Origin of the sequence: Streptomyces sp. NPDC003038 (genome assembly GCF_040611115.1) — a bacterium.
Classification (GTDB): Bacteria; Actinomycetota; Actinomycetes; order Streptomycetales; family Streptomycetaceae; genus Streptomyces.
In genome coordinates this window covers 1-19564 of record NZ_JBEXNN010000015.1, presented here as the reverse complement: position 1 = coordinate 19564, position 19564 = coordinate 1, and the positions used below count along the sequence as shown (strand labels likewise).

The 19564-nt window shown below is 72.6% G+C and carries 20 protein-coding genes; 8 read left to right on the top strand and 12 right to left on the bottom strand.

The genetic code is table 11. The annotated features are described in order from the left end of the window. Nucleotides 1-32: 32 nt before the first annotated feature. From moeZ to ABZX75_RS19830, 7 genes are all read right to left on the bottom strand, one after another. On the bottom strand, nt 33-1211 hold the full coding sequence (gene moeZ, locus ABZX75_RS19860; RefSeq protein ID WP_355412193.1) for an adenylyltransferase/sulfurtransferase MoeZ: 1179 nt from the start codon (nt 1209-1211) through the stop codon (nt 33-35). Between the two features lie 63 nt (nt 1212-1274). Beyond that, entirely contained in the window at nt 1275-2024 is a 750-nt protein-coding gene (locus ABZX75_RS19855) for a spherulation-specific family 4 protein (RefSeq protein WP_355412191.1), read from the bottom strand. Continuing rightward, nucleotides 2012-3010, bottom strand: a complete 999-nt coding sequence (locus ABZX75_RS19850) for an NAD-dependent epimerase/dehydratase family protein (RefSeq protein ID WP_355412189.1) — start codon at nt 3008-3010, stop codon at nt 2012-2014. Before ABZX75_RS19850 ends, ABZX75_RS19855 begins: the two co-directional genes overlap by 13 nt. 134 nt (nt 3011-3144) lie before the next feature. Then, a complete protein-coding gene (locus ABZX75_RS19845) occupies nt 3145-4230 on the bottom strand; it encodes a hypothetical protein (RefSeq protein WP_355412187.1) in 1086 nt (361 codons plus the stop codon). After that, a complete protein-coding gene (pelF, locus tag ABZX75_RS19840; protein ID WP_355412185.1) occupies nt 4227-5831 on the bottom strand; it encodes a GT4 family glycosyltransferase PelF in 1605 nt (534 codons plus the stop codon). The genes ABZX75_RS19845 and pelF overlap by 4 nt, the downstream gene beginning before the upstream one ends. A gap of 244 nt (nt 5832-6075) precedes the next feature. Next, the gene (locus ABZX75_RS19835) at nt 6076-7479 is read right to left on the bottom strand and encodes a DUF3152 domain-containing protein (protein ID WP_355412183.1); all 1404 of its coding nucleotides are present in this window, start codon (nt 7477-7479) and stop codon (nt 6076-6078) included. Between the two features lie 5 nt (nt 7480-7484). Beyond that, nucleotides 7485-8480, bottom strand: coding sequence for an alpha/beta hydrolase (locus ABZX75_RS19830; RefSeq protein ID WP_355412181.1), 996 nt, complete (start codon nt 8478-8480; stop codon nt 7485-7487). Nucleotides 8481-8612: 132 nt separating this feature from the next. Here ABZX75_RS19830 and ABZX75_RS19825 point away from each other — a divergent pair, with 132 nt between their 5' ends. The 4 genes from ABZX75_RS19825 (at nt 8613) to ABZX75_RS19810 (ending at nt 10445) form a co-directional block, all read left to right on the top strand. Next, on the top strand, nt 8613-8828 hold the full coding sequence (locus tag ABZX75_RS19825; RefSeq protein WP_355412179.1) for a hypothetical protein: 216 nt from the start codon (nt 8613-8615) through the stop codon (nt 8826-8828). A gap of 137 nt (nt 8829-8965) precedes the next feature. Continuing rightward, the gene (locus ABZX75_RS19820) at nt 8966-9607 is read left to right on the top strand and encodes a TetR/AcrR family transcriptional regulator (protein ID WP_355412177.1); all 642 of its coding nucleotides are present in this window, start codon (nt 8966-8968) and stop codon (nt 9605-9607) included. 175 nt (nt 9608-9782) lie between these two features. Further along, nucleotides 9783-10010: a DUF3107 domain-containing protein gene (locus tag ABZX75_RS19815; protein ID WP_073911961.1), complete on the top strand. Its 228-nt coding sequence runs from the start codon at nt 9783-9785 to the stop codon at nt 10008-10010. Nucleotides 10011-10145: 135 nt separating this feature from the next. Then, the gene (locus ABZX75_RS19810; protein ID WP_355412443.1) at nt 10146-10445 is read left to right on the top strand and encodes a hypothetical protein; all 300 of its coding nucleotides are present in this window, start codon (nt 10146-10148) and stop codon (nt 10443-10445) included. 120 nt (nt 10446-10565) lie between these two features. On the opposite strand, the gene ABZX75_RS19805 is transcribed toward ABZX75_RS19810, so the two are convergent. Further along, complete coding sequence (locus ABZX75_RS19805) at nt 10566-11324, bottom strand: ferritin-like fold-containing protein (protein ID WP_355412174.1); 759 nt, start codon at nt 11322-11324, stop codon at nt 10566-10568. Nucleotides 11325-11818: 494 nt separating this feature from the next. On the opposite strand from ABZX75_RS19805, the gene ABZX75_RS19800 reads away from it, so the two are divergent. From ABZX75_RS19800 to ABZX75_RS19790, 3 genes are all read left to right on the top strand, one after another. Further along, nucleotides 11819-13726 (top strand): DEAD/DEAH box helicase, encoded by a 1908-nt coding sequence (locus tag ABZX75_RS19800; protein WP_355412172.1) that lies wholly within the window; start codon nt 11819-11821, stop codon nt 13724-13726. Between the two features lie 85 nt (nt 13727-13811). Then, nucleotides 13812-14669 carry an alpha/beta hydrolase gene (locus ABZX75_RS19795; protein ID WP_355412170.1) on the top strand — a complete coding sequence of 286 codons (858 nt, stop codon included), beginning with the start codon at nt 13812-13814 and terminating at the stop codon, nt 14667-14669. Nucleotides 14670-14766: 97 nt separating this feature from the next. Then, nucleotides 14767-14919: a hypothetical protein gene (locus ABZX75_RS19790; protein ID WP_355412168.1), complete on the top strand. Its 153-nt coding sequence runs from the start codon at nt 14767-14769 to the stop codon at nt 14917-14919. A 72-nt stretch (nt 14920-14991) separates the two neighbouring features. On the opposite strand, the gene ABZX75_RS19785 is transcribed toward ABZX75_RS19790, so the two are convergent. The 4 genes from ABZX75_RS19785 to ABZX75_RS19770 form a co-directional block, all read right to left on the bottom strand. Then, on the bottom strand, nt 14992-15597 hold the full coding sequence (locus tag ABZX75_RS19785; protein WP_355412166.1) for a MarC family protein: 606 nt from the start codon (nt 15595-15597) through the stop codon (nt 14992-14994). Nucleotides 15598-15666: 69 nt separating this feature from the next. Then, nucleotides 15667-16530: a PHP domain-containing protein gene (locus ABZX75_RS19780; RefSeq protein ID WP_355412164.1), complete on the bottom strand. Its 864-nt coding sequence runs from the start codon at nt 16528-16530 to the stop codon at nt 15667-15669. A gap of 129 nt (nt 16531-16659) precedes the next feature. Further along, a complete protein-coding gene (locus tag ABZX75_RS19775) occupies nt 16660-17304 on the bottom strand; it encodes a DUF6758 family protein (RefSeq protein ID WP_355412162.1) in 645 nt (214 codons plus the stop codon). Nucleotides 17305-17364: 60 nt separating this feature from the next. Then, complete coding sequence (locus tag ABZX75_RS19770) at nt 17365-17949, bottom strand: suppressor of fused domain protein (protein ID WP_355412160.1); 585 nt, start codon at nt 17947-17949, stop codon at nt 17365-17367. A gap of 393 nt (nt 17950-18342) precedes the next feature. On the opposite strand from ABZX75_RS19770, the gene ABZX75_RS19765 reads away from it, so the two are divergent. Continuing rightward, entirely contained in the window at nt 18343-19467 is a 1125-nt protein-coding gene (locus ABZX75_RS19765; protein ID WP_355412158.1) for a magnesium and cobalt transport protein CorA, read from the top strand. The last annotated feature ends 97 nt before the right edge of the window (nt 19468-19564 follow it).

The window sequence follows — 19564 nt, the reverse complement described above, 5'->3', positions numbered from 1 at the left end:
CGGTACGGCCCCTTCGGGTCAATGTCCTGCTGCTAGTAGACCGGCTTGCCGGGCTCGATCTGGTGGACCCAGCCGATCACGCCGCCGCCGACGTGCACCGCGTCCGAGAAGCCCGCGGACTTCAGGACCGCGAGGACTTCCGCACTGCGGACACCCGTCTTGCAGTGCAAGACGATCCGCTTGTCCTGCGGCAGGTCCTGGAGGGCGGTGCCCATCAGGAACTCGCCCTTGGGGATCAGCTTCGCGCCGGGGATCGAGACGATCTCGTACTCGTTGATCTCGCGGACGTCGATGATCTCGATGTTCTCACCGTCGTCGATCCACTCCTTGAGCTGCTTGGGAGTGATCGTCGAACCGGCTGCCGCCTCCTGGGCCTCCTCCGACACGACACCGCAGAAGGCCTCGTAGTCGATGAGCTCGGTGACGGTCGCGTTCGGACCGCAGACCGCGCAGTCGGGGTCCTTGCGGACCTTGACCTGGCGGTACTGCATCTCCAGGGCGTCGTAGATCATCAGACGGCCGACCAGCGACTCGCCGACGCCCGTGAGGACCTTGATGGCCTCGGTGACCTGGATGGACCCGATGGAGGCGCAGAGCACGCCCAGCACGCCGCCCTCGGCGCAGCTCGGGACCATGCCCGGCGGCGGGGGCTCCGGGTAGAGGCAGCGGTAGCACGGGCCGTGCTCGGACCAGAAGACCGAGGCCTGGCCGTCGAAGCGGTAGATCGAGCCCCACACGTACGGCTTGTTCAGCAGTACGCAGGCGTCGTTGACCAGGTAGCGCGTGGCGAAGTTGTCCGTGCCGTCGACGATGAGGTCGTACTGGCTGAAGATCTCCATCACGTTCTCGGCTTCGAGCCGCTCTTCGTGAAGGACCACGTTCACGTACGGGTTGATGCCCAGCACGCTGTCGCGGGCCGACTCGGCCTTGGAACGGCCGATGTCCGCCTGGCTGTGGATGATCTGGCGCTGCAGGTTCGACTCGTCGACCTCGTCGAACTCCACGATGCCCAGCGTGCCGACGCCGGCCGCGGCCAGGTACATGAGGGCGGGCGAGCCGAGGCCGCCCGCGCCCACGGCCAGCACCTTGGCGTTCTTCAGGCGCTTCTGGCCGTCCATCCCGACATCCGGGATGATCAGGTGGCGGGAGTACCGACGGACCTCGTCAACGGTGAGCTCAGCAGCTGGCTCTACCAGGGGTGGCAGCGACACGGGGACTCCGTAGATGGTGACGTCTAAACGGTGGTTCTCCGCGTAACACTGCCACGCCCCTCTTCATTCCGAGACACCCGGTCCGATCCGCGAGACGATTTCGTCCCAGTAGCCGGGCATCGACGCCCACGGGTCGCGGTCGCCGGCTCCGCGCCGGTCCGTGAACCAGATGGTGTCGGCGCCCTGCCAGCGGGCGATCCGGACCGCTTCCTCCAGGTGCGTGCGCGGCACTCCGTGGACGAGGTGGCAGAAGCGCTCCGCCGGGTGATCGGCGGTCCACTCCGCCACCTGCGACCAACGGTAGTCGGCCCAGGCCCCGGAGAAGGTGACCAGCTGGTCGGCGATCTCGACGTAGCCCTCGTACGGGTGGGTGCCGTGGCCGAGCACGATCCGCAGACCGTCGCCGAGGCCGCGCAGGGTCTCCACGATCCGCCGTACCTCGGCCAGATCCGCCTGGTCGGCCGGGGCGTCCGCCAGGTAGAAGCCGCCCACCCCGTACCAGTCGCGGAAGCGGTGGGCGTCGGAGACCAGTTCACCGAAGGAGCGCGAGCCGTCTCGCATCGCGAGATGGCCGAGGACGGTGCCGCCCGCGCCCCGCAGCCTCGCGGCCGCCTCCGTGCAGTGCGGGTCGGGGCGCCCGCCCGGGCCGTCCGTGACATTGAGCACGGCCCAGTGCAGCGGGGTGCCGGGGCGGGTGAGCTCGGCCCACTCGACCGGCGCGAGCAGCGGATGCGCGTAGCCCGGGATGCCGAGGCCGAGGCGGCCGGCCTCGGTGGCCGCCGTGACCTCCGGCGGGGTGGTCAGATACGACACGCCGCCTCCATCCAGATGTCCGCGAGGGATTCCTCCAGGTTGATGCGGGGCCGCCAGCCGAGCCGGTCGCGGGCGGTGCGGACGTCGGCCTGCTGCCAGGCGCCGCAGCCGTCGGGGTAGGGGTACGGCTGCGGGGCCGCGGCGGCGATCTGTTCGGCCGTCGCCTCGGAGCGGGGCGAGCCGATGGCGGCGAGGCCGGGCGGGCGGCCCGGGTGGGCGTGCGGCTGCTGGGGCAGGTCGAGCTCGTGGAGGGAGCCTCCGTACCCGGCGACCCGGGCCAGGACGGCGGCGGCCTCGCGCAGCCGGACCGCGCGGCCGGTGCCGATGTTGACGACGCCCTGAGCGGCGGAGAGGGACGCGGCGTGCACGGCCCGCGCCACGTCCCGTACGTCCACGAAGTCGCGCTGGACGCCGAGACCGCTGAGCTTGAGCTCGCCGTCCCCGGACTGCATCGCGCGGCGCATGGCCTCGGCGAGCCGTCCGAGGGGGGAGCCGGCGGGCGTGCCGGGGCCGACGGGCGAGAAGATCCGCAGCACGACGGCGTCGAGCCCCGAGCCGAGCACGAGCTCGGTGGCGGCCAGCTTGCTCACCCCGTACGGCCCGCCGGGTCTCGGCACGGCGTCCTCGGCCGTCGACGATCCGGGCTGGCTGGGCCCGTACTCGGCGGCGCAGCCGAGCTGCACCAGCCGGGCGCCGCAGCCGCTGCGGCGCAGGGATTCGCAGATGGTGGCCACGGCGACGGTGTTGTGCCGGGTGAGGTCCCGGGCCCCGCCGCGGGTGGCGCCGGCGCAGTTGATGACGACGCCGGGATGGACGGCGTCCAGGAACCGGGTGAGCGCGCCGGGGCTGCCGGTGGCGAGGTCGAAGCGGACGTCGGCGTCGTCGCCGCGGCCGAGCGCGGTGAGCTGGACCGCGGGGTCGGCGAGCAGTCGGTCGGCGACGTAGCGGCCGAGGTATCCGTTGGCTCCGATCAGCAGCACCCTCATCGCGTGGCCCCTTGGTCGGTTGGCTGGCCGGTCATGTCCTGTTTCTCCTTGCGGGTGGGTGGTTGGGGCGGGGTACGGGTACGGGTACGGCGCTGCGGCGTCGGCTCCGAAGGGCCGGCGGAGCGGCCCCCGTCTCAGGGCCGCGCGTGCGCGGAGGCGCGCGACAGCGCGAGGACGGCGTGTACGAGGAGTCCCGCCGCGGTGGCGAGGACCACCGCCGGGACCGGGACCAGGGCGAGTGCGAGGGCCACAGCGGCGGGCCCGCGCCGGGCGCCGTGCCGCAGCAGCAGCCGGGTCAGGAACAGCACCACGGCGAGCGGTACGGCCACCGTGAGCGGCGCTCCGGCGATGGCCGCGGCCCCCGCGGCGGACGCCGTGAACAGGGCGGCGGCCCCGAGCAGCAGCGGCCGGGCCCGCTCCGCGAAGTCCGCCAGTGCCCGGCTCCTGGCGAGCCCGCGCCGCGCCCGGGCGGCGAAGGCGGCCGCGAGCAGGTGCCCGGGGGCCGCGGCCAGCGCGAGGCCGGCCCCGAGGGCGGCTCCGTGCCGGTGGACGGCCCAGCCGACGGCGGCCGCGGCGAGCAGGTGCGCGAGCCAGGGGAAGCGGCTTCCGGCGGCTCGCCCTGGCCACACCAGGGCGGCGACGGTGACGAGCGCGGCGACGGGTCCCGCGTACGGGATCCCGGCGGCGGTCCCGCCGAGCGCGAGGGCTCCGGGCAGCAGCGCGCAGCCGAAACCGCGCAGGGCCCGGCGGCTGGAGGCCGCATCCCCCCGGAGCAGTCCCGCGGGTGGGGCGGCCGGGGTCTCCCCGCGCGGGGTCCGCGCGTAGAGCTCCTCGGCGAGCGAGAAGACGTCCCGGTGCCTGAAGCGCGCGGCCGTGCGGTCGGTGAGGCCGTGCGCCTCCAGCCCGGCGGCGATCTCCAGCGGGTCCACGGCGCGGGCGCACAGGTCCCGGTGGCGGTGGAGCAGTGCCTTGACGGGATCCCCGCCGGCTCGGCGGCGGAGTGCGGCCGGTGCCCCGGGCGCCGCGGCTCGGGCGGGTCCCGCCGGTACGCCGGGTCCGGCAGGTGCCGACGCGGCGGGTGCGCCGTCGGCGGCGGGTCCCGCGGATGCGCTGCCGGACGCGGCGGGTGCCGCCGGTGCTCTGGGCGCGGCTTCGGTGGCGCCGGCCGGGGGCGCGGCTAGGCGCGCGCTGGCCGCGGGCGCGGCTTCGTCGACGGTCATACCGATGCCTCCGAGGTGGGGACGGGGGCCCAGGTCGGGGTGGTCCAATGGCCCGGGACCCGGGCCTCCGCGGGCTGGGCGAAGGGGACCTCCCCGTCGGGCCGGGCGGAGCCGCGGGCGAGCAGCTGGAGGTAGATCTCCCGGAAGGCGGCGATGTTCTGCTCGACGGTGAACAGCTCCAGGGCCCGCGCCCGGGCGGCCGCTCCGAGACGCTGGGCGCGTTCGGGGTCGCGCAGCAGCGACAGGCAGGCGTCGGCCAGCGCCCGCGGGTTGCGGGGCGGGACGACCAGCCCGGTGCCGCCGATGACTTCGCACACCGCGCCGACGTCGGTGGAGACGGTGGCCCGGCCGCAGAACATCGCCTCGGCCAGGGAGAGCGGGAAGCCCTCGATCACGGAGGACAGCACGACGATCCGCCCGGCGCCGTAGGCCTCGGCCGGGGACGGGGCGTCGGGTCCGCCGATCGCCTCGAAAGCGACCGGGTTCTCCCCGGCCGTGACGGCGTCGGCGGCCTCGTCCGGGAAGAGCTGCGCGGCCAGGGAGCGGCAGTCGGCGAGGTACCGCGGCGACGCGGCTTCCTTCGCGAAGATCCGCAACCTCGTCTGCGGCGCGGCCCTGCGGACCTCGGCGAAGGCGTGCAGCAGGCCGATGAGGTCCTTGCCGGGCTCTATCCGGCCGACCCACACCAGGGTGTCGGGGTCCCCGCAGTCCTCGGCTTCCCCGACAGTGGCGAATCGGTCCGCCTCCATCCCGGGGTGGACGGTCCGAAGCCGCTCCCGCGTGGCCCCGCACCGCTCCTGCCAGCGCCGGGCGTGCGCGTTCCCGGGGGTCAGGAGGTCGGCCCGGTCGTAGATCTCGCCGGCCAGCCGGTTGTGGAAGGCCGCGAGCAGGGCCCGTACGGCAGGCCGTACGTCCGCCTCGGGCCGCGCATCGAGATGGGCGAGGTAGTGGGCCCGCAACCGCACCCCGTACTCGGTGACCAGCAGCGGCACCCCGAAGAAGCGTTTGGCCAGCAGTCCGGGGAGCGCCGCCACCCCGCCCGCCGCGGCGTGGCAGACGTCGACCGCGCCGAGACTGCCGGGCTCCTCGTACCAGTCGAGGGACAGCGGCCGCAGCATGCGCTCCAGTTCGTCCGCGAACTCCAGCAGGTCCGCCACCCGCGCTGCCTGTACGGTGCGGCTCGCGCCCGGGGCCCGGCAGGCGGACTCCAGCGCCCGGACGGCGGATTCGGACCGCAGCGCCGAGTACAACCCGCCCCGCTCCGAGGCCAGTTCGGCGAGTCCGTACAGTCCGTCCGCGAACGGTCCGGCCTCATCCGCGCAGATTCCCCGGACCAGTTCCCGGAAGCAGGCGGCGAACCGCCGCCGCTCCCGCCGGGAGTACGTCCGCCCGTCGTCCGCCGGGGCCCACAGCGGCGCCGTCCGGACCCGGGTGACGTGCTCGGGCAGAAGGACCCGGGTGCGCTCCTGCTCGGCGCTGCGGCTCAGCGCGTACAGCTCGAACTCGTGCTGCGGGAGCCCGCGCACGAGCCGGTCGCACCACAGCCCCGCCTCTCCCTCCGCATACGGATAACCACCTTCCGTGACCAGTCCGATCCGCACGAGTGGCACCCCCGATCTCCCGTTCAGGCGGTCGCCGTAGGTCCGGCGACCCGCCGCGGAAGAACTCAAGCGGATATGCCGAAGGCGCGACGGACGGTTGTCCGTCGCACCACCGGAAGGGGTGAAGAGTCGTAACTTTCCCGTACGGTTCGCGTTCGAGCGCGCTAAGAAGGCGCTACGCGAGAAGGCGGCACGAGGAGGCGCGCCACGAGAGGCGAAGCGCCGGGGTTGTCCCGTCGGTCCGTCAGCCGCCGGGATACACCCAGGGGTTGGGTCTGCACTGGATGCCGTCGATGTCGAGGGACTTCGTCTGCTGCTGCATGATCGGCGCGAGCGCGCCCGGCGTACGGCAGTTCACGTGCCCGTTTCCGAGCCGGTGGCCGACCTCGTGGTTGATGAGCATCTGCCGGTAGGCGAGCATCTGGCCGGGGCCGTAGGTCGCCGAGCCCTGCGCCCACCGGAAGGCGTTGATCATCACCCGGTCGGTGGCCGCGGAATCGCAGGAGACGTTGTCGATGGTGGTGTCCAGCCCTGACTTGGCGCACCATGCCCCGGTGGTCCCCGGACTGGCGAGGGTGATCACGAAGTCGGTTTCTCCGCCCGGCACCCGCTCGAAGGTCTTGCTGCCGCCGTGGCCCCAGCTGCGCGGGTCGTTGAGGGTGCGGTGGACGGCCTCGGCGAACAGCATCGGGTCCAAGCCCAGCCCCTGTTCGACGTCGACCCGGTAACGCACGATCTTCCCCTTGCCCGGCCCGGCGGCCACGCCGGGCACGGTGTCGAAGGTTCCGGGACCGGTGAGCTTCGCGTCGATCGGCAGCTGCTGGGCCATCTTCTGCTCGTACGTCAGCTCCGGCGCGGCCGTCGTGGCGGGCGCCGGGACGGACACCTCCGGCGTGGGGCGGCCGTCGGAACGGGAAGCGACGGAGGGATCGCCGGCGGCGCGCGGCCTGCCGTCGTCGCGGGCGGCGGCCGTGCCCGACGCGCCGCTGTCGCGCTGGGAGAGCAGCTGGCCGGCGACGACGACGGCGACCAGGGTGGTGACGGCCGCGGCGGCCATGCCCGTGTACGTGCGGGCCTTCAGGCCGCGGCCGGAGGCGGGCCGCTCCCGGACCTGGTCGTCGGGCTTGCGCGGGCCGGGCACCCGGCGGTGCGAGCCGGTGGAGGTGAAGGCGTCGGGCTCGGCGGCGCGCTGCGAGGGCAGGGGCGAGGGCCGGGGCGACGGCGAGGGCCGGGGGGACGGCGCGGGCGGCGGCGGTTCGAGGGTGACCTGCGGGAAGCCCACCGCGGGGGTGCCGAAGGCCGGGGTGTCGGTGTCCAGAGTGGGCCACGGGACGGAGGCGGCGGGGACGACGACGGGGGTCTGCTCGCGCGGCACCCCGCGCCAGTCCCCGTACAGGGCTTCGGGACCGGCTCCCCAGGCTCCGCCGGGTTCGCGCTGCTCGGGGTGACCGCCGGCCCGCGCGCCGGAGCCGGACCGGGCCGGGGGTACGTATCCGCGGTGGGTGACGGTGGGTTCGGCCCGGCGCGGCCCGCGCGGTTCCCCGTACGGTCCGGGCTCCTGGGGCGCCGGACCCGCGGAGGACCCTGCGGCAGCGGCGTACGGGGCAGGGGCAGCGGGGGCGGGGGCCCTGCGACTATGTCGACCCACGGTCCTCAGCCTCTGCCGTCTTCGGTATCTCGGTCCTTGCCGTGCGCGGCGGTGTCACGCAGCAGCTCCCGGAAGGCGGCGGCCACCACCTCCGGGTACTCCATCATCGCCACGTGCCCGGCCTCGGGCAGGCACAGCAGCCGCGAACCGCGGAAGGCGGCGGCCGCCCTGCGCGCCATACGGTACGAGACGAGCTGGTCCCGGCCGCCGTAGATGAGCAGGGAGGGGGCGAGCACCCGCTGCGCCTGGCGCCACAGTCCGTGCTGGCCGCCCAGGGTGTAGGCGTCGACGATGCCGCGCGAGGAGCGGGTCATCGCGTCCCAGAAGTACGGCAGGGCCATCCGCCGCTCCATCTCCTCCACGGCGTGGCGGAAGCTGTCCTGTGTCACCCGGGCGGGGTCTCCGTAACAGAGGCCCATCACCCCGCGGGTGCGCTGCTCGGCGGTCATGCCCCGGCTCAGCCGGCCGAACAGGGCGGCGACGCCCGGGAGGGCGAGCAGAGCCGTCGGCACGGCCGTCCGCTGCACCCGCAGTTCGGGCAGGGCGGGCGAGACCAGCGTCAGTGTGTGCACCAGGTCGGGCCGGACGGCGGCGACCCGGGTGGAGATGGCGCCGCCCAGGGAGTTGCCCAACAGGTGGACCGGCCCGCGCCCGGCGGCGTCGAGGTGCCGGATGACCGCGCGGGTGAGCGCCCTGACGGAGTAGTCGCGGTCGGCGGGGGGCGGGGACCAGCCGAAGCCGGGGAGGTCCACGGCCTCGCCGTCGACCGTGTCGGCCAGCTCCGCCATGAGCGCCGACCAGTTCTGCGAGGAACCGCCGAGGCCGTGCACGAACAGCGCGGGCGGCAGCCCCGTACGGACCGGCGGGCGTACCCGGACGGCCATTTCCAGGCCGGGCAGCGTGACGGTGCGCAGCTGCTCCCCCTCGGCCAACCGGACGGCTCCCGCCAGGGAGGACGGCTCGGCGGTGGACCGTACACCCGGCAGCTCGGTCGAAGACATGCGGCCAATGTTACGAGACGATCACGCGCCTCTTCTTGTGTTCGCGGTCACAGGCGCATGCCGATCCGCCTAGCGGGGTATCCGCCTTCCTCCTAGGCTCGTAGTGACAACCAAGGAAGCGAGGGGAGCGGTATGACTGTCGACCCTGCGGAGCCGGACACCTTCCGGGAGCAGCAGCCGGAGGATCTGGACGCGGAGGCACCCGAGGCGGACGTGGCGGAGCAGTTGGCCGAGCTGCGGCCCGATGACGACGACCCGGTGACCGGTCCGGAGCGGGGCGAGGCCACCGACGGCGACGCCGCGGAGCAGGCCCGGGTGGTGCCCCTCGACGAGGACGACTACCGCTGACCGACCGCTGACCAGCGCCTCCGGCACGTCCGTACCGCGAGAAAACTCGGCCTGAACCCTCCAGATTCGGTTACCGAAAAGTACGATGGCGGCGCGGCGCAGAGCGCACTGTGTTCTTAGAGAAAGTGGGAGGCGGCGTGACAGCCATCGAGCAGACCGAGGCAGCGCGTCCGCGGGGCACGCGACTGCCGCGCCGAGCCCGACGCAATCAGCTCCTGGGTGCGGCCCAGGAGGTTTTCGTCGCGCAGGGTTACCACGCTGCGGCGATGGACGACATCGCCGAGCGCGCCGGAGTGAGCAAGCCGGTTCTGTACCAGCACTTCCCGGGCAAGCTCGACCTCTATCTGGCCCTGCTGGACCAGCACTGCGAGGCCCTGCTGCTCGCCGTGCGCACCGCGCTCGCGTCGACGACCGACAACAAGCTGCGCGTGGCCGCCACGATGGACGCCTACTTCGCGTACGTGGAGGAAGAGGGCGGCGCCTTCCGGCTGGTCTTCGAGTCCGACCTCACGAACGAGCCGGCGGTGCGCGAGCGCGTCGACCGCGTGTCGCTCCAGTGCGCCGAGGCCATCTCCGATGTCATCGCCGAGGACACCGGCCTGTCCAAGGACGAGTCGATGCTGCTGGCCGTCGGCCTGGGCGGGGTCTCGCAGGTCGTGGCCCGGTACTGGCTGTCCAGTGAAAGCCCCGTCGCCCGCGACACCGCGGTCGGCCTGCTGACCTCCCTCGCCTGGCGCGGTATCGCCGGCTTCCCGCTGCACGGCACGGACGGCGCCTGACCCTGCCGTCGGGGTGCCGGTCCGGCGCTGACCGGTGCGGTACGGGCGTTTCGGCGCGCTCTCTGTTCGCTGCGAGCGTGTCCGCCGTGGGCGGTCCCCGTCCCCTCTCCGGGCTAATGTGGACCGCGTACGGCGCGGCTGATCGCGCGAACCGGATCGTCGGAGGGACAAGGCCGTGGAGGTCAAGATCGGCGTGCAGCACGCACCCCGGGAGATCGTGCTGGAGAGCGACCTGAGCGCCGAGGAGCTGGAGAGCATCGTCGCCGCCGCGCTGTCCGGCAAGGCACCGCTGCTCAGCCTCACCGACATCAAGGGCCGCAAGGTCCTGGTGCCGTCCGACCGCCTGTCGTACGTCGACCTGGGCGAGCCGAGCGCGCGCAAGGTCGGTTTCGGCGCTCTCTGACGCACCGGCACCTGACGAACTGAGAACTGAGCGAAACGGCCCGGTGGTTGATCCCACCGGGCCGTTTCCCTTTCTTCCGCTTCGGGTAGGACGGCTGTGACCCGGTTTGCCTTGACGTATGGGAGGGACCTCATGCTGCTGATGGAAGCGCTCGGCTCTGCTCTGCTGGGCCTCGCCCTCTCCGGAGCGGCCGTGCGGCTGCTCGCGCAGCGGCTGCCGTCCCCGAGAGTGGTGCTGGTCAGCGGTGTGCTGGGCGCCTTGTTCGGGGCGTATCTCACCCACTTCGCGCTGGGCCCCGGGCACAACACCCTGACCGCGACCCTCGTCGGCGGCGTGCTGGTGTCCGCGGTCGTCCTGTCGCTGCTGCTGCGTCCCGGATCCGGTGCCCGCCGGTCATCCCACGGGGCTCCGTTTTCGGTCCCGTCCCGGGGCTGAGCAGCTCCGGCGCCCCCGGCGCCGTCCCCTTCGCATACGTCGGCCCCGGCGCGGATGATTCCGCGCCGGGGCCGACGTGCGGGTGGAACAGTGGAACAGGTGGAGCGGAGAGCCGGGTGATCAGGCCGCGAGGCCCAGGGCCGCCATCCGCTTCGTGTGCGCCTTGGTGATCCGGGTGAACATCTCGCCGACGGCCGCCAGGTCGAAGCCCGCGGCCATGCCGTCGACGCCTCCGACCAGCATGGTGGAGAGCGCGTCGCGCTCGGCGACCACGCGCTGGGCCTGCGAGAGCGCCTCGCCCATCAGCCGGCGGGCCCACAGCGCGAGCCGGCCGCCGCAGCGCGGGTCCGCCTCGATCGCGGCCCGCACCTTCTCGACGGCGAAGTTGCCGTGGCCGGTGTCGTCCAGCACGCCGACGACGAGCGCGCGGGTGTCGGTGTCCAGGTGGGTGGCGACCTCGCGGTAGAAGTCGCTGGCGATCGAGTCGCCGACATAGGCCTTGACCAGGCCCTCCAGCCAGTCCGAGGGCGCGGTCTGGCGGTGGAAGTCGTCGACGCCCTTCGCGAAGGGCTGCATGGCGGCGGTGGGCTCGGCGTCGATCGCCGCGAGCCGGTCGCGCAGGCGCTCGAAGTGGTGGAATTCCGCGGAGGCCATGGCGGCAAGCTCGGCCTTGTCGTCGAGGGTGGGCGCGAGCTTCGCGTCCTCCGCCAGGCGCTCGAAGGCCGCGAGCTCTCCGTACGCGAGCGCACCGAGCAGGTCCACGACGGCGGCCCGGTACTGGGGCGAGGCAGAGGCGGTCGCCCAGTCCTGGGCGGCGATGCCCGCCGCTTGTCCGGGGGCGCTGTCGTCGGCGGGCGAGGCGTTTTCTACGGTCGACATGCTCCGCACAATAGCTCGCCGAAAGGACGGCCAAGTCACCAGATCGACTCACTGTCAGGCCGGGTAAACGCGTCTACCCGGTGAATTCACCCGACACAGCTGCGCGATTCCGGGGTACAGTGGTAATGCGCCTGCCGGAAACTCGGCGGGCCATCCGAATGAGGATGCCCGGTCGGTGGCCCGATCGGCTCCAACCGACCCGCCCTCGTTGCGGTGCGTGCGCTCGTGCGTACGGCCGCCCATGAGGGGCCCCCTCAGCGGCAGAAGCGCTTGAGCGAAGGCTTAGTGGTCCCGCGCAGCTTTGTACGACTCGCCCGATTTTTGGGTGGGCGCAGTACTGCAAGCCCGGCACGGTACGACCCCCCTCGCCGCCTCGCGCCGCGTCTCACAGAAGAGGCAGCACCCTGACTACGTTCCGAGACCTCGGGATTCTTTCCGAGACCGCCGAAGCCCTTGAGGCCGTCGGCATCGTGTCCCCCTTCCCGATCCAGGAGATGACCCTCCCCGTAGCCCTTTCCGGCTCGGACGTCATCGGCCAGGCCAAGACCGGCACCGGCAAGACGCTGGGCTTCGGCCTGCCCCTGCTGGAGCGGGTCACCGTCCCCGCGGACGTCGAGGCGGGCCGGGCCAAGCCCGAGCAGCTGACCGACGCCCCGCAGGCCCTCGTGGTGGTTCCGACCCGGGAGCTGTGCACCCAGGTCACCAACGACCTCCTCACCGCGGGCAAGGTCCGCAACGTCCGCGTCCTCGCCATATACGGCGGCCGCGCGTACGAGCCGCAGGTCGAGGCGCTCAAGAAGGGCGTCGACATCATCGTCGGCACCCCGGGCCGCCTGCTCGACCTGGCCGGTCAGAAGAAGCTCGACCTGTCGCACGTCCGGGCCCTGGTCCTGGACGAGGCCGACGAGATGCTCGACCTGGGCTTCCTGCCCGACGTCGAGAGGATCATGAGCTACCTGCCGCCGAAGCGTCAGACCATGCTCTTCTCGGCGACCATGCCGGGCGCGGTCATCGGCCTGGCCCGCCGGTACATGACGCAGCCGACGCACATCCGCGCCGTCTCGGAGGACGGTGAGGGCGCTACCGTCGCCAACACCACGCAGCACGTCTTCCGTGCGCACAACATGGACAAGCCGGAGCTCGTCTCCCGCATCCTGCAGGCCGAGGGCCGCGGGCTGGCCATGATCTTCTGCCGTACCAAGCGCACGGCGGCCGACATCGCCGAGCAGCTGGAGAAGCGCGGCTTCGCGTCCGGCGCCGTCCACGGCGACCTGGGCCAGGGCGCGCGCGAGCAGGCGCTGCGCGCGTTCCGCAACGGCAAGGTCGACGTGCTGGTGTGCACCGACGTCGCCGCCCGCGGCATCGACGTCGAGGGTGTCACCCACGTCATCAACTACCAGACGCCGGAGGACGAGAAGACCTTCCTGCACCGTGTGGGCCGTACCGGCCGCGCGGGCAAGAAGGGCATCGCCGTCACCCTGGTCGACTGGGACGACATCCCGCGCTGGCAGCTGATCAACAAGGCGCTGGAGCTGGACTTCCACGACCCGGTCGAGACGTACTCCACGTCGCCGCACCTGTTCGAGGAAATGAACATCCCGGCGGGCACCAAGGGTGTCCTGCCGCGCGGTGAGCGCACGCGGGCCGGCCTGAAGGCCGAGAACCTGGAAGACCTGGGCGAGACCGGCGGCCGCGGTGGCCGTGGCGGTCGCGGCGCCCCCGCCCCCGCCGTCGCTGCCGCGCCGGTCGAGGAGCGTCCGGCCCGGACCCGTACGCCGCGCCAGCGTCGCCGTACGCGGAGCGGGTCGGAGCTGGGTGCCGAGGTCGCCGGCGTGACCGCGGTGACCCCCGTGGCCGAGGTGGCTCCGGTCGCCGAGGCTCCCGAGGTACCCGAGGTACCCGCCGCCGACGAGCCGCGCAAGCCGCGCCGCCGCCGGACCCGGATCGCGCCTCAGGCTGCCGCTCCTGCGTTCGAGACGGTCGCCGTGGCCGCCGCCCGGGCCGCTCTGGCCGAGGCCCCGGCCGTCGTCGAGGCGCCTGCCGTGGCCGAGGAGGCTCCGGTCAAGGCCCGCCGTACCCGGACCCGCAAGGCCGTCGCCACGGAGGCAGCCCCGGCCGCCGAGGCCGTCGCCGAGGCCGCTGTGGTCGAGGCTCCGGTCGCCGTCGCCGAGGAGGCTCCGGTCAAGCCGAAGCGCACCCGGACCCGCAAGGCCGCCGCCACGGAGGCCGCTCCGGCCGCCGAGGCCGTCGCCGAGGAGGCCCCGGTCAAGCGGACCCGGGCCCGCAAGGCCGTCGCCACGGAGGCCGCTCCGGCCGCCGAGGCCGGCGCGGTGGCCGAGGAGGCCCCCGCCAAGCCGAAGCGCACGCGCACCCGCAAGGCCGCGGCCGCGCCGGAGGCGTAAGTACCGCTTCGATGGCCCGGCTCCCCGTCCAGGGGGCCGGGCCATCGGCATGTCCGGACCCGGACCGGCCAGTAACCTGAGCCGCATGAGCAAGCCGCCGCGCCTCTCCCTGCCGTCCCGCGCCCGCGCCCACCGGCTCACCACCGCCCGCGGCGAGTTCGCCGTGCACGAGGCCGGTGAGCCCTCCCGCGGCACCGCCCTGCTGATCCCCGGCTTCACGGGCAGCAAGGAGGACTTCATCGCGCTGCTGGAGCCGCTGGCCGCCGAGGGCTACCGGGTGATCGCCGTCGACGGGCGCGGCCAGTACGAGACTCCCGGCCCGCGCACGGAAGCCTCGTACGCCGTGGAGGAGCTGGCCCGGGACGTCCTCGCCCAGGCCGCGGCCGTGGGCAGCGGCCCGGTCCACCTGGTCGGACACTCGCTGGGCGGGCTGATCGCGCGCGCCGCCGTCCTGCGCGACGCGTCCCCCTTCGCCTCCCTCACCTTGATGAGCAGTGGGCCCGCCGCGATCGAGGAGGGCCAGCAGGCCCGTACGAAGCTGCTGGTCGCGGCTCTGGAGGCGATGCGCGACGACATGGCCGGGGTGTGGGCGGCGATGCGCGCCCAGGACCCGCAGGACGCCGTCCCGGACTCCGTCGAGCTGGCCCGGTTCCTGCGTGAGCGGTGGCTGGCCACCGTCCCCGAGCAGTTGATCGCGACGGGCCGGACGCTGATCTCCGAACCCGACCGGGTGGCCGAGCTGGCGGCGGTCCCGCTGCCGAAGCTGGTCCTGTCGGGAACGGTCGACTACGCCTGGCCCATCCCCCTGCTGGACGACATGGCCCGTCGACTGAGCGCCGAGCGGGTGGTCGTCCCGGCCGCGGAGCACTCCCCCAATGCGGAGAATCCGCAGGTCACGGCCAGTGCACTGGTCTCGTTCTGGGGTCTCCGTACCAGCTGGTAGTTAGCAAGGGAAAAGATTTCGTTAGCGTAGGGAATGTTTGCGCCCTACACTTCTGTTAATACCTCTGCAAGGAGAACACTGACGAAGGGAGAAGCCCGTGCGCTTCGAGATTCTGCGCCTGGACGATGTCGACGGATCCGCCGTGGACAGCACCGTCGTGGACGTGGCCTCCGTCAACCGGATCGTGCAGCAGGCCGCGGCCGTCGGCCAGCGCATTCTGATCCGACCGGCCGGGAGAGCGTCCTCCTGACGCCTCACGCATCCACAGACGTCGACGCCCCCGCACCGATTCCGGTGCGGGGGCGTTCGCATGCGTACGGGATCACGCGCCTCGTACGACCTGGAGCACGCCGTTGATGATCTGCTGCACGGCGATCGCGGAGAGCATCATGCCGGCCAGGCGGGTCACCAGGACGACGCCGCCGTCCTTGATGACGCGGATGATGACGAGCGAGTACCGCATGGTGATCCACAGCACCACGTGCATCACGAGGATCGCGGACCAGACGGAGATCTGCCCGCTCGCCCCGTCGGCCTTCTGCACGGCCAGGATGACGGACACGATCGCGCCGGGCCCGGCCAGCAGCGGCATGCCGAGCGGGACGAGGGCGACGTTCACGTCCTTCGTCTGCTTCGGCTCGTCGGTCTTGCCGGTGAGCAGGTCGAGCGCGATCAGCAGGAGCAGCAGACCACCGGCGATCATCAGCGCCGGCACGGAGACGTGCAGGTAGTCCAGGATCTGCTGGCCGCAGAGGCCGAAGACGGCGATGACGCCGAAGGCCACGCAGACGGCCTGCCAGGCCATGCGGCGCTGCACCTTGGCGGGGCGGCCGGAGGTCAGGGCGAGGAAGATCGGCGTGATCCCCGGGGGGTCCATAATCACAAAAAGCGTGAGAAAAAGGGATCCGAAGACGGCGAAATCAAACACAGAGATGCCTTGCAGGAGAGAGGGGTGGCGCGAAGAAAAGGGTCGGAACGGGGTGGGGCGAAGGGCTGACTAGCCCTCGCGTCCTCCGGCGCCGGGTACGGGGAAGGCCCCGGTCGCGCGGCGCGTGATCTCGCCGTAGATCTCGGGGTCGGTCGTGAAGTCCCCGAGGCCGCACGTCTTGCGGCTGCCGTGGTAGTCGCTGGACCCGGTGGCCAGCAGTCCCAGGTCGGCCGCCAGTGCGCGCAGACGGGCGCGGGTGGCGGTGTCGTGGTCCATGTGGTCCACCTCGATGCCGTCCAGGCCCGCGGCCGCCAGTGCGGCTATAGCGGCCTCGGGCACGCACTCGCCGCGCTTGACCGCGCCGGGGTGCGCGAAGACGGTGACACCGCCAGCCGCCTTGACCAGGCGGATGGCGTCGAAGGGGTCGAGCTCGTGCTTCTCGGCGTAGGCGCGGCCGCCGTCGGCGAGCCAGGCGGGCGTGAAGGCGTCGGAGACGGTCGGTACGACGCCCAGCTCGACGAGCGCGGTGGCGATGTGCGGCCGTCCCACGGAACCGGCGCCGGCGATCCGGGCCACCTGCTCCCAGCTGACGTCCACGCCCAGGGCCCGGAGCTTGCCGACCATGGCCTGGGCGCGCGGGGTGCGGTCGTCCCGGACGAGCTCCCGCTCACGGTAGAACTCGGGCTCCTCGGGATCGAAGAGGTACGCGAGCATGTGCACCCCGACCCCGTCGAGGCGGCAGGACAGCTCGGCCCCGGTGACCAGTGTGAGCCCGGCGGGAAGGGCCGCGAGGGCCTCGCCGTGACCGCCGACGGTGTCGTGATCGGTCAGCGCGACCACGTCCAGCCCGGCGCCGGCGGCATTGCGCATCAGCTCGGCCGGGGTGTCCGTCCCGTCGGAGGCCGTGGAGTGGGTGTGCAGGTCGATGCGCACAGCCTGGCTCCAGGGGTCGTACGGACGGGGGACACTCCAGGATAACCGGGCCGAAGGGCCCCTGCCGCAGGCGGTTGCCCCACCCGGCGACCGCGCCCGGCGACCCCATCCGGCCACCCGTCGGGGCCCCTAGGTGGGAGCCAGGATGCGGGGGCTGAGGGCGCCGCAGGGGAGGAGTTCGACCTCGGCGCCCGCGTCGCGGAGGTCGGTGAGGACGAGTTCGTCGTACATCAGGAGGCCGGTCTGCTCCGGCCAGACGATCGCCCACAGCCACAGGCCCCGCGCCTCCCCCGCGAAGACGGCGCGGTCGTCGGGGGCGCCGCCCAGGTGCCACAGCGGGGTGGGGCGGCCGGCCGCGACGACCTTGGCGTGGGGCGGCGCGGAGACGTCGATGTACGAACCGGGGTCCGGACCGTCGATGCCCGCGTACCGCGAACCCAGCCCGACGCCCAGCTCCTCCGCGACCAGCACCAGCTCGCCTATGCCGCCCAGCGGTCCCGGGCCCGAGCAGGCCACGGCCGTCGCCCTGCCCCCGCTGCGGTCGTCACCGGCGGAGGCGACCCCGGTGAACAGCCACCCGACCGGCAGCGGCCACGGCATCCACACCGGCACCTGCGCCCGGTGCACCACCACGCCCAGGCCCTCGACGCTCGGCGGGATCACAGGCTGCAGGGGATGGACGGTGCCGTGCACCCCGCACTGCCAGGAGTCGGAGAAGAGACCGGGCGCCCTGACCCGGCCACCGCACTTCGGGCAACTTGGTTCGCCCCTCATAAGATGCCACGCTCCTCCCCGCCCGGCGCTCCGTCAAGGCGCGATCACCCGTCCGGGCGTTCAGTCCAGTGCGACTGCGCTACGCAGAGGGTCCCGCAGATCCGTGCCGCGGGCCAGCCAGCGTTCCTGGAGGGCCGCCGCGCCGTGCACCCGCTTCCATGCGGCCTCGTTCGCCGTCATGGGCAGGAGGGGCAGGAAGTGCACCGGATCCATGGGCTCGTCCAGCATCAGGTCCTCCACCAGACCTCCCGGCTCCGCCACGAGCACCGAGCTGAACGGCGCCCCCTCCCACAGCGGTTCGCCCACGTCGAGCGAGGCTCCGGGGGCCACGACGAGCCCCTCGACCTGGGGTGAGGCGGCCAGCACCGCGAGCGGCCTGAGCAGTTTGTCGGTGGGCGCGAGGCCTCCTCGTACGGTCAGCACCAGCTCGGCGCGCGGCCCGCGTACGGGGTCGGCGACCACGGCGGTCGGATCGGTCATCGGGTGCGCGGACATGCCGAGCGTCGCGTACCGCACGAGGTCGCCCTCGGTGAACCGGAGGACTTCGATGCGGTCGGTGCCCAGGAAGGTGACGGCGGCGCGTGCGTCGGGTTCACCGAACGCGGTGCGCAGCCGGGCCTCGACGAGGGCGAGAATTTCTGCCATGCAGCGAGCATAGAACTCGTATCAGGCGGGTAAAGGGCGGCCCTTGACCATCCGTCGGCTGATAGTGTTGACAGCTGTTCGGGGCCGCAGGCTGAAGCGCTGTTTCGGTGCCCCGGCAACAGGACGTCCCTCACGGGGGACCGGCCGGAGGAGGTGGGGCTGCGGTGGATCGAAGTCGATCGTGCAGTACCAATCGCTCTTCCACTTCTGTGACGGGCGTCTCCCGCCCCCTTTGATCTGCTTGGTCTGCTTGATCCGCTGATCAGTAGAAGAGCGACGGCAGAACTTTGTCCTCCCGTCCTGTTCCCTCCCTCTGCCCGGGCCTGCCCGCCCGCAGGGCCGGAGGGCCTCCCACCCGTACGGTCCACAGCCGTGCGTGCGAAGGAGCCTGCCATGTCGATGCTGCCCTACCTGCGTGCGGCCGTCCGTCCGGCACTGCGCAAGTCCACGCCGGCCCAGCCCGGCTACGACACGACCCGCGACCCGTCCGTGAGCAGCGCGGTCGTCGACTGCGCCGTGTACCGCGACGGCCGGCGCGACACGTGGGGGCCCGGCTTCGCCTGTCTGACGCCCCGTGAGGCGATCCGCCGGGTCCGCGAAGACGGCGGCTTCGCCTGGATCGGGCTGCACGAGCCGACCGAGGCCGAGTTCGCCGGCATCGCCGCGACCTTCGGCCTGCACCCGCTCGCCGTGGAGGACGCGGTGCACGCGCACCAACGGCCGAAGCTGGAGCGCTACGACGACACCCTCTTCACCGTCTTCAAGACGATCCACTACGTCGAACACGCCGAACTCACCGCCACCAGCGAGGTGGTGGAGACCGGCGAGGTGATGTGCTTCACCGGCCCCGACTTCGTCATCACCGTCCGGCACGGCGGGCAGGGCTCCCTCAAGGGGCTGCGCCACCGCCTCCAGGACGACCCGGACCTGCTCGCCAAAGGCCCGTCGGCCGTCCTGCACTCCATCGCCGACCACGTCGTCGACGGGTACATCGCCGTCGCGGCGGCCGTACAGGACGACATCGACGAGGTGGAGAGCGATGTCTTCGCCGCCCCCGCCAAGGGCGGTACGCGCGGCGGCGACGCGGGCCGCATCTACCAGCTCAAGCGTGAGGTGCTGGAGTTCAAGCGGGCGGTCTCGCCGCTGCTGCGCCCGATGGAGCTGCTGAGCGAGCGTCCGATGCGGCTGGTGGACCCGGACATCCAGAAGTACTTCCGGGACGTCGCCGACCACCTGGCGCGGGTGCACGAGCAGGTCGTCGGCTTCGACGAGCTGCTGAACTCCATCCTCCAGGCGAATCTCGCGCAGGCGACGGTCGCCCAGAACGAGGACATGCGCAAGATCACCTCCTGGGCGGCGATCATCGCCGTGCCGACGATGATCTGCGGGGTCTACGGCATGAACTTCGAGCACATGCCCGAGCTCCAGTGGAAGTACGGCTATCCGATGGTGATGGCCTCGATCGTCGGGATCTGCTTCACCATCCACCGGGCGCTGCGCCGCCACGGCTGGCTCTAGGTCGTCTCTTTCGGATCTTGCCGGGCCCGCGCTGCCCGGCACCGCACCTCGCTGCGTTGTCGGAAGCGCCCCAGTACGTCCAGTACAAGGACGCTCC

Bases quoted from the DNA above. Each gene is read 5' to 3' on its own strand.
- ABZX75_RS19850 (WP_355412189.1), bottom strand. From the start codon at position 3,010: ATGAGGGTGCTGCTGATCGGAGCCAACGGATACCTCGGCCGCTACGTC.
- ABZX75_RS19845 (WP_355412187.1), bottom strand. From the start codon at position 4,230: ATGACCGTCGACGAAGCCGCGCCCGCGGCCAGCGCGCGCCTAGCCGCG.
- ABZX75_RS19830 (WP_355412181.1), bottom strand. From the start codon at position 8,480: ATGTCTTCGACCGAGCTGCCGGGTGTACGGTCCACCGCCGAGCCGTCC.
- ABZX75_RS19825 (WP_355412179.1), top strand. From the start codon at position 8,613: ATGACTGTCGACCCTGCGGAGCCGGACACCTTCCGGGAGCAGCAGCCG.
- ABZX75_RS19805 (WP_355412174.1), bottom strand. From the start codon at position 11,324: ATGTCGACCGTAGAAAACGCCTCGCCCGCCGACGACAGCGCCCCCGGA.
- ABZX75_RS19800 (WP_355412172.1), top strand. From the start codon at position 11,819: ATGACCCTCCCCGTAGCCCTTTCCGGCTCGGACGTCATCGGCCAGGCC.
- ABZX75_RS19795 (WP_355412170.1), top strand. From the start codon at position 13,812: ATGAGCAAGCCGCCGCGCCTCTCCCTGCCGTCCCGCGCCCGCGCCCAC.
- ABZX75_RS19775 (WP_355412162.1), bottom strand. From the start codon at position 17,304: ATGAGGGGCGAACCAAGTTGCCCGAAGTGCGGTGGCCGGGTCAGGGCG.
- ABZX75_RS19770 (WP_355412160.1), bottom strand. From the start codon at position 17,949: ATGGCAGAAATTCTCGCCCTCGTCGAGGCCCGGCTGCGCACCGCGTTC.
- ABZX75_RS19765 (WP_355412158.1), top strand. From the start codon at position 18,343: ATGTCGATGCTGCCCTACCTGCGTGCGGCCGTCCGTCCGGCACTGCGC.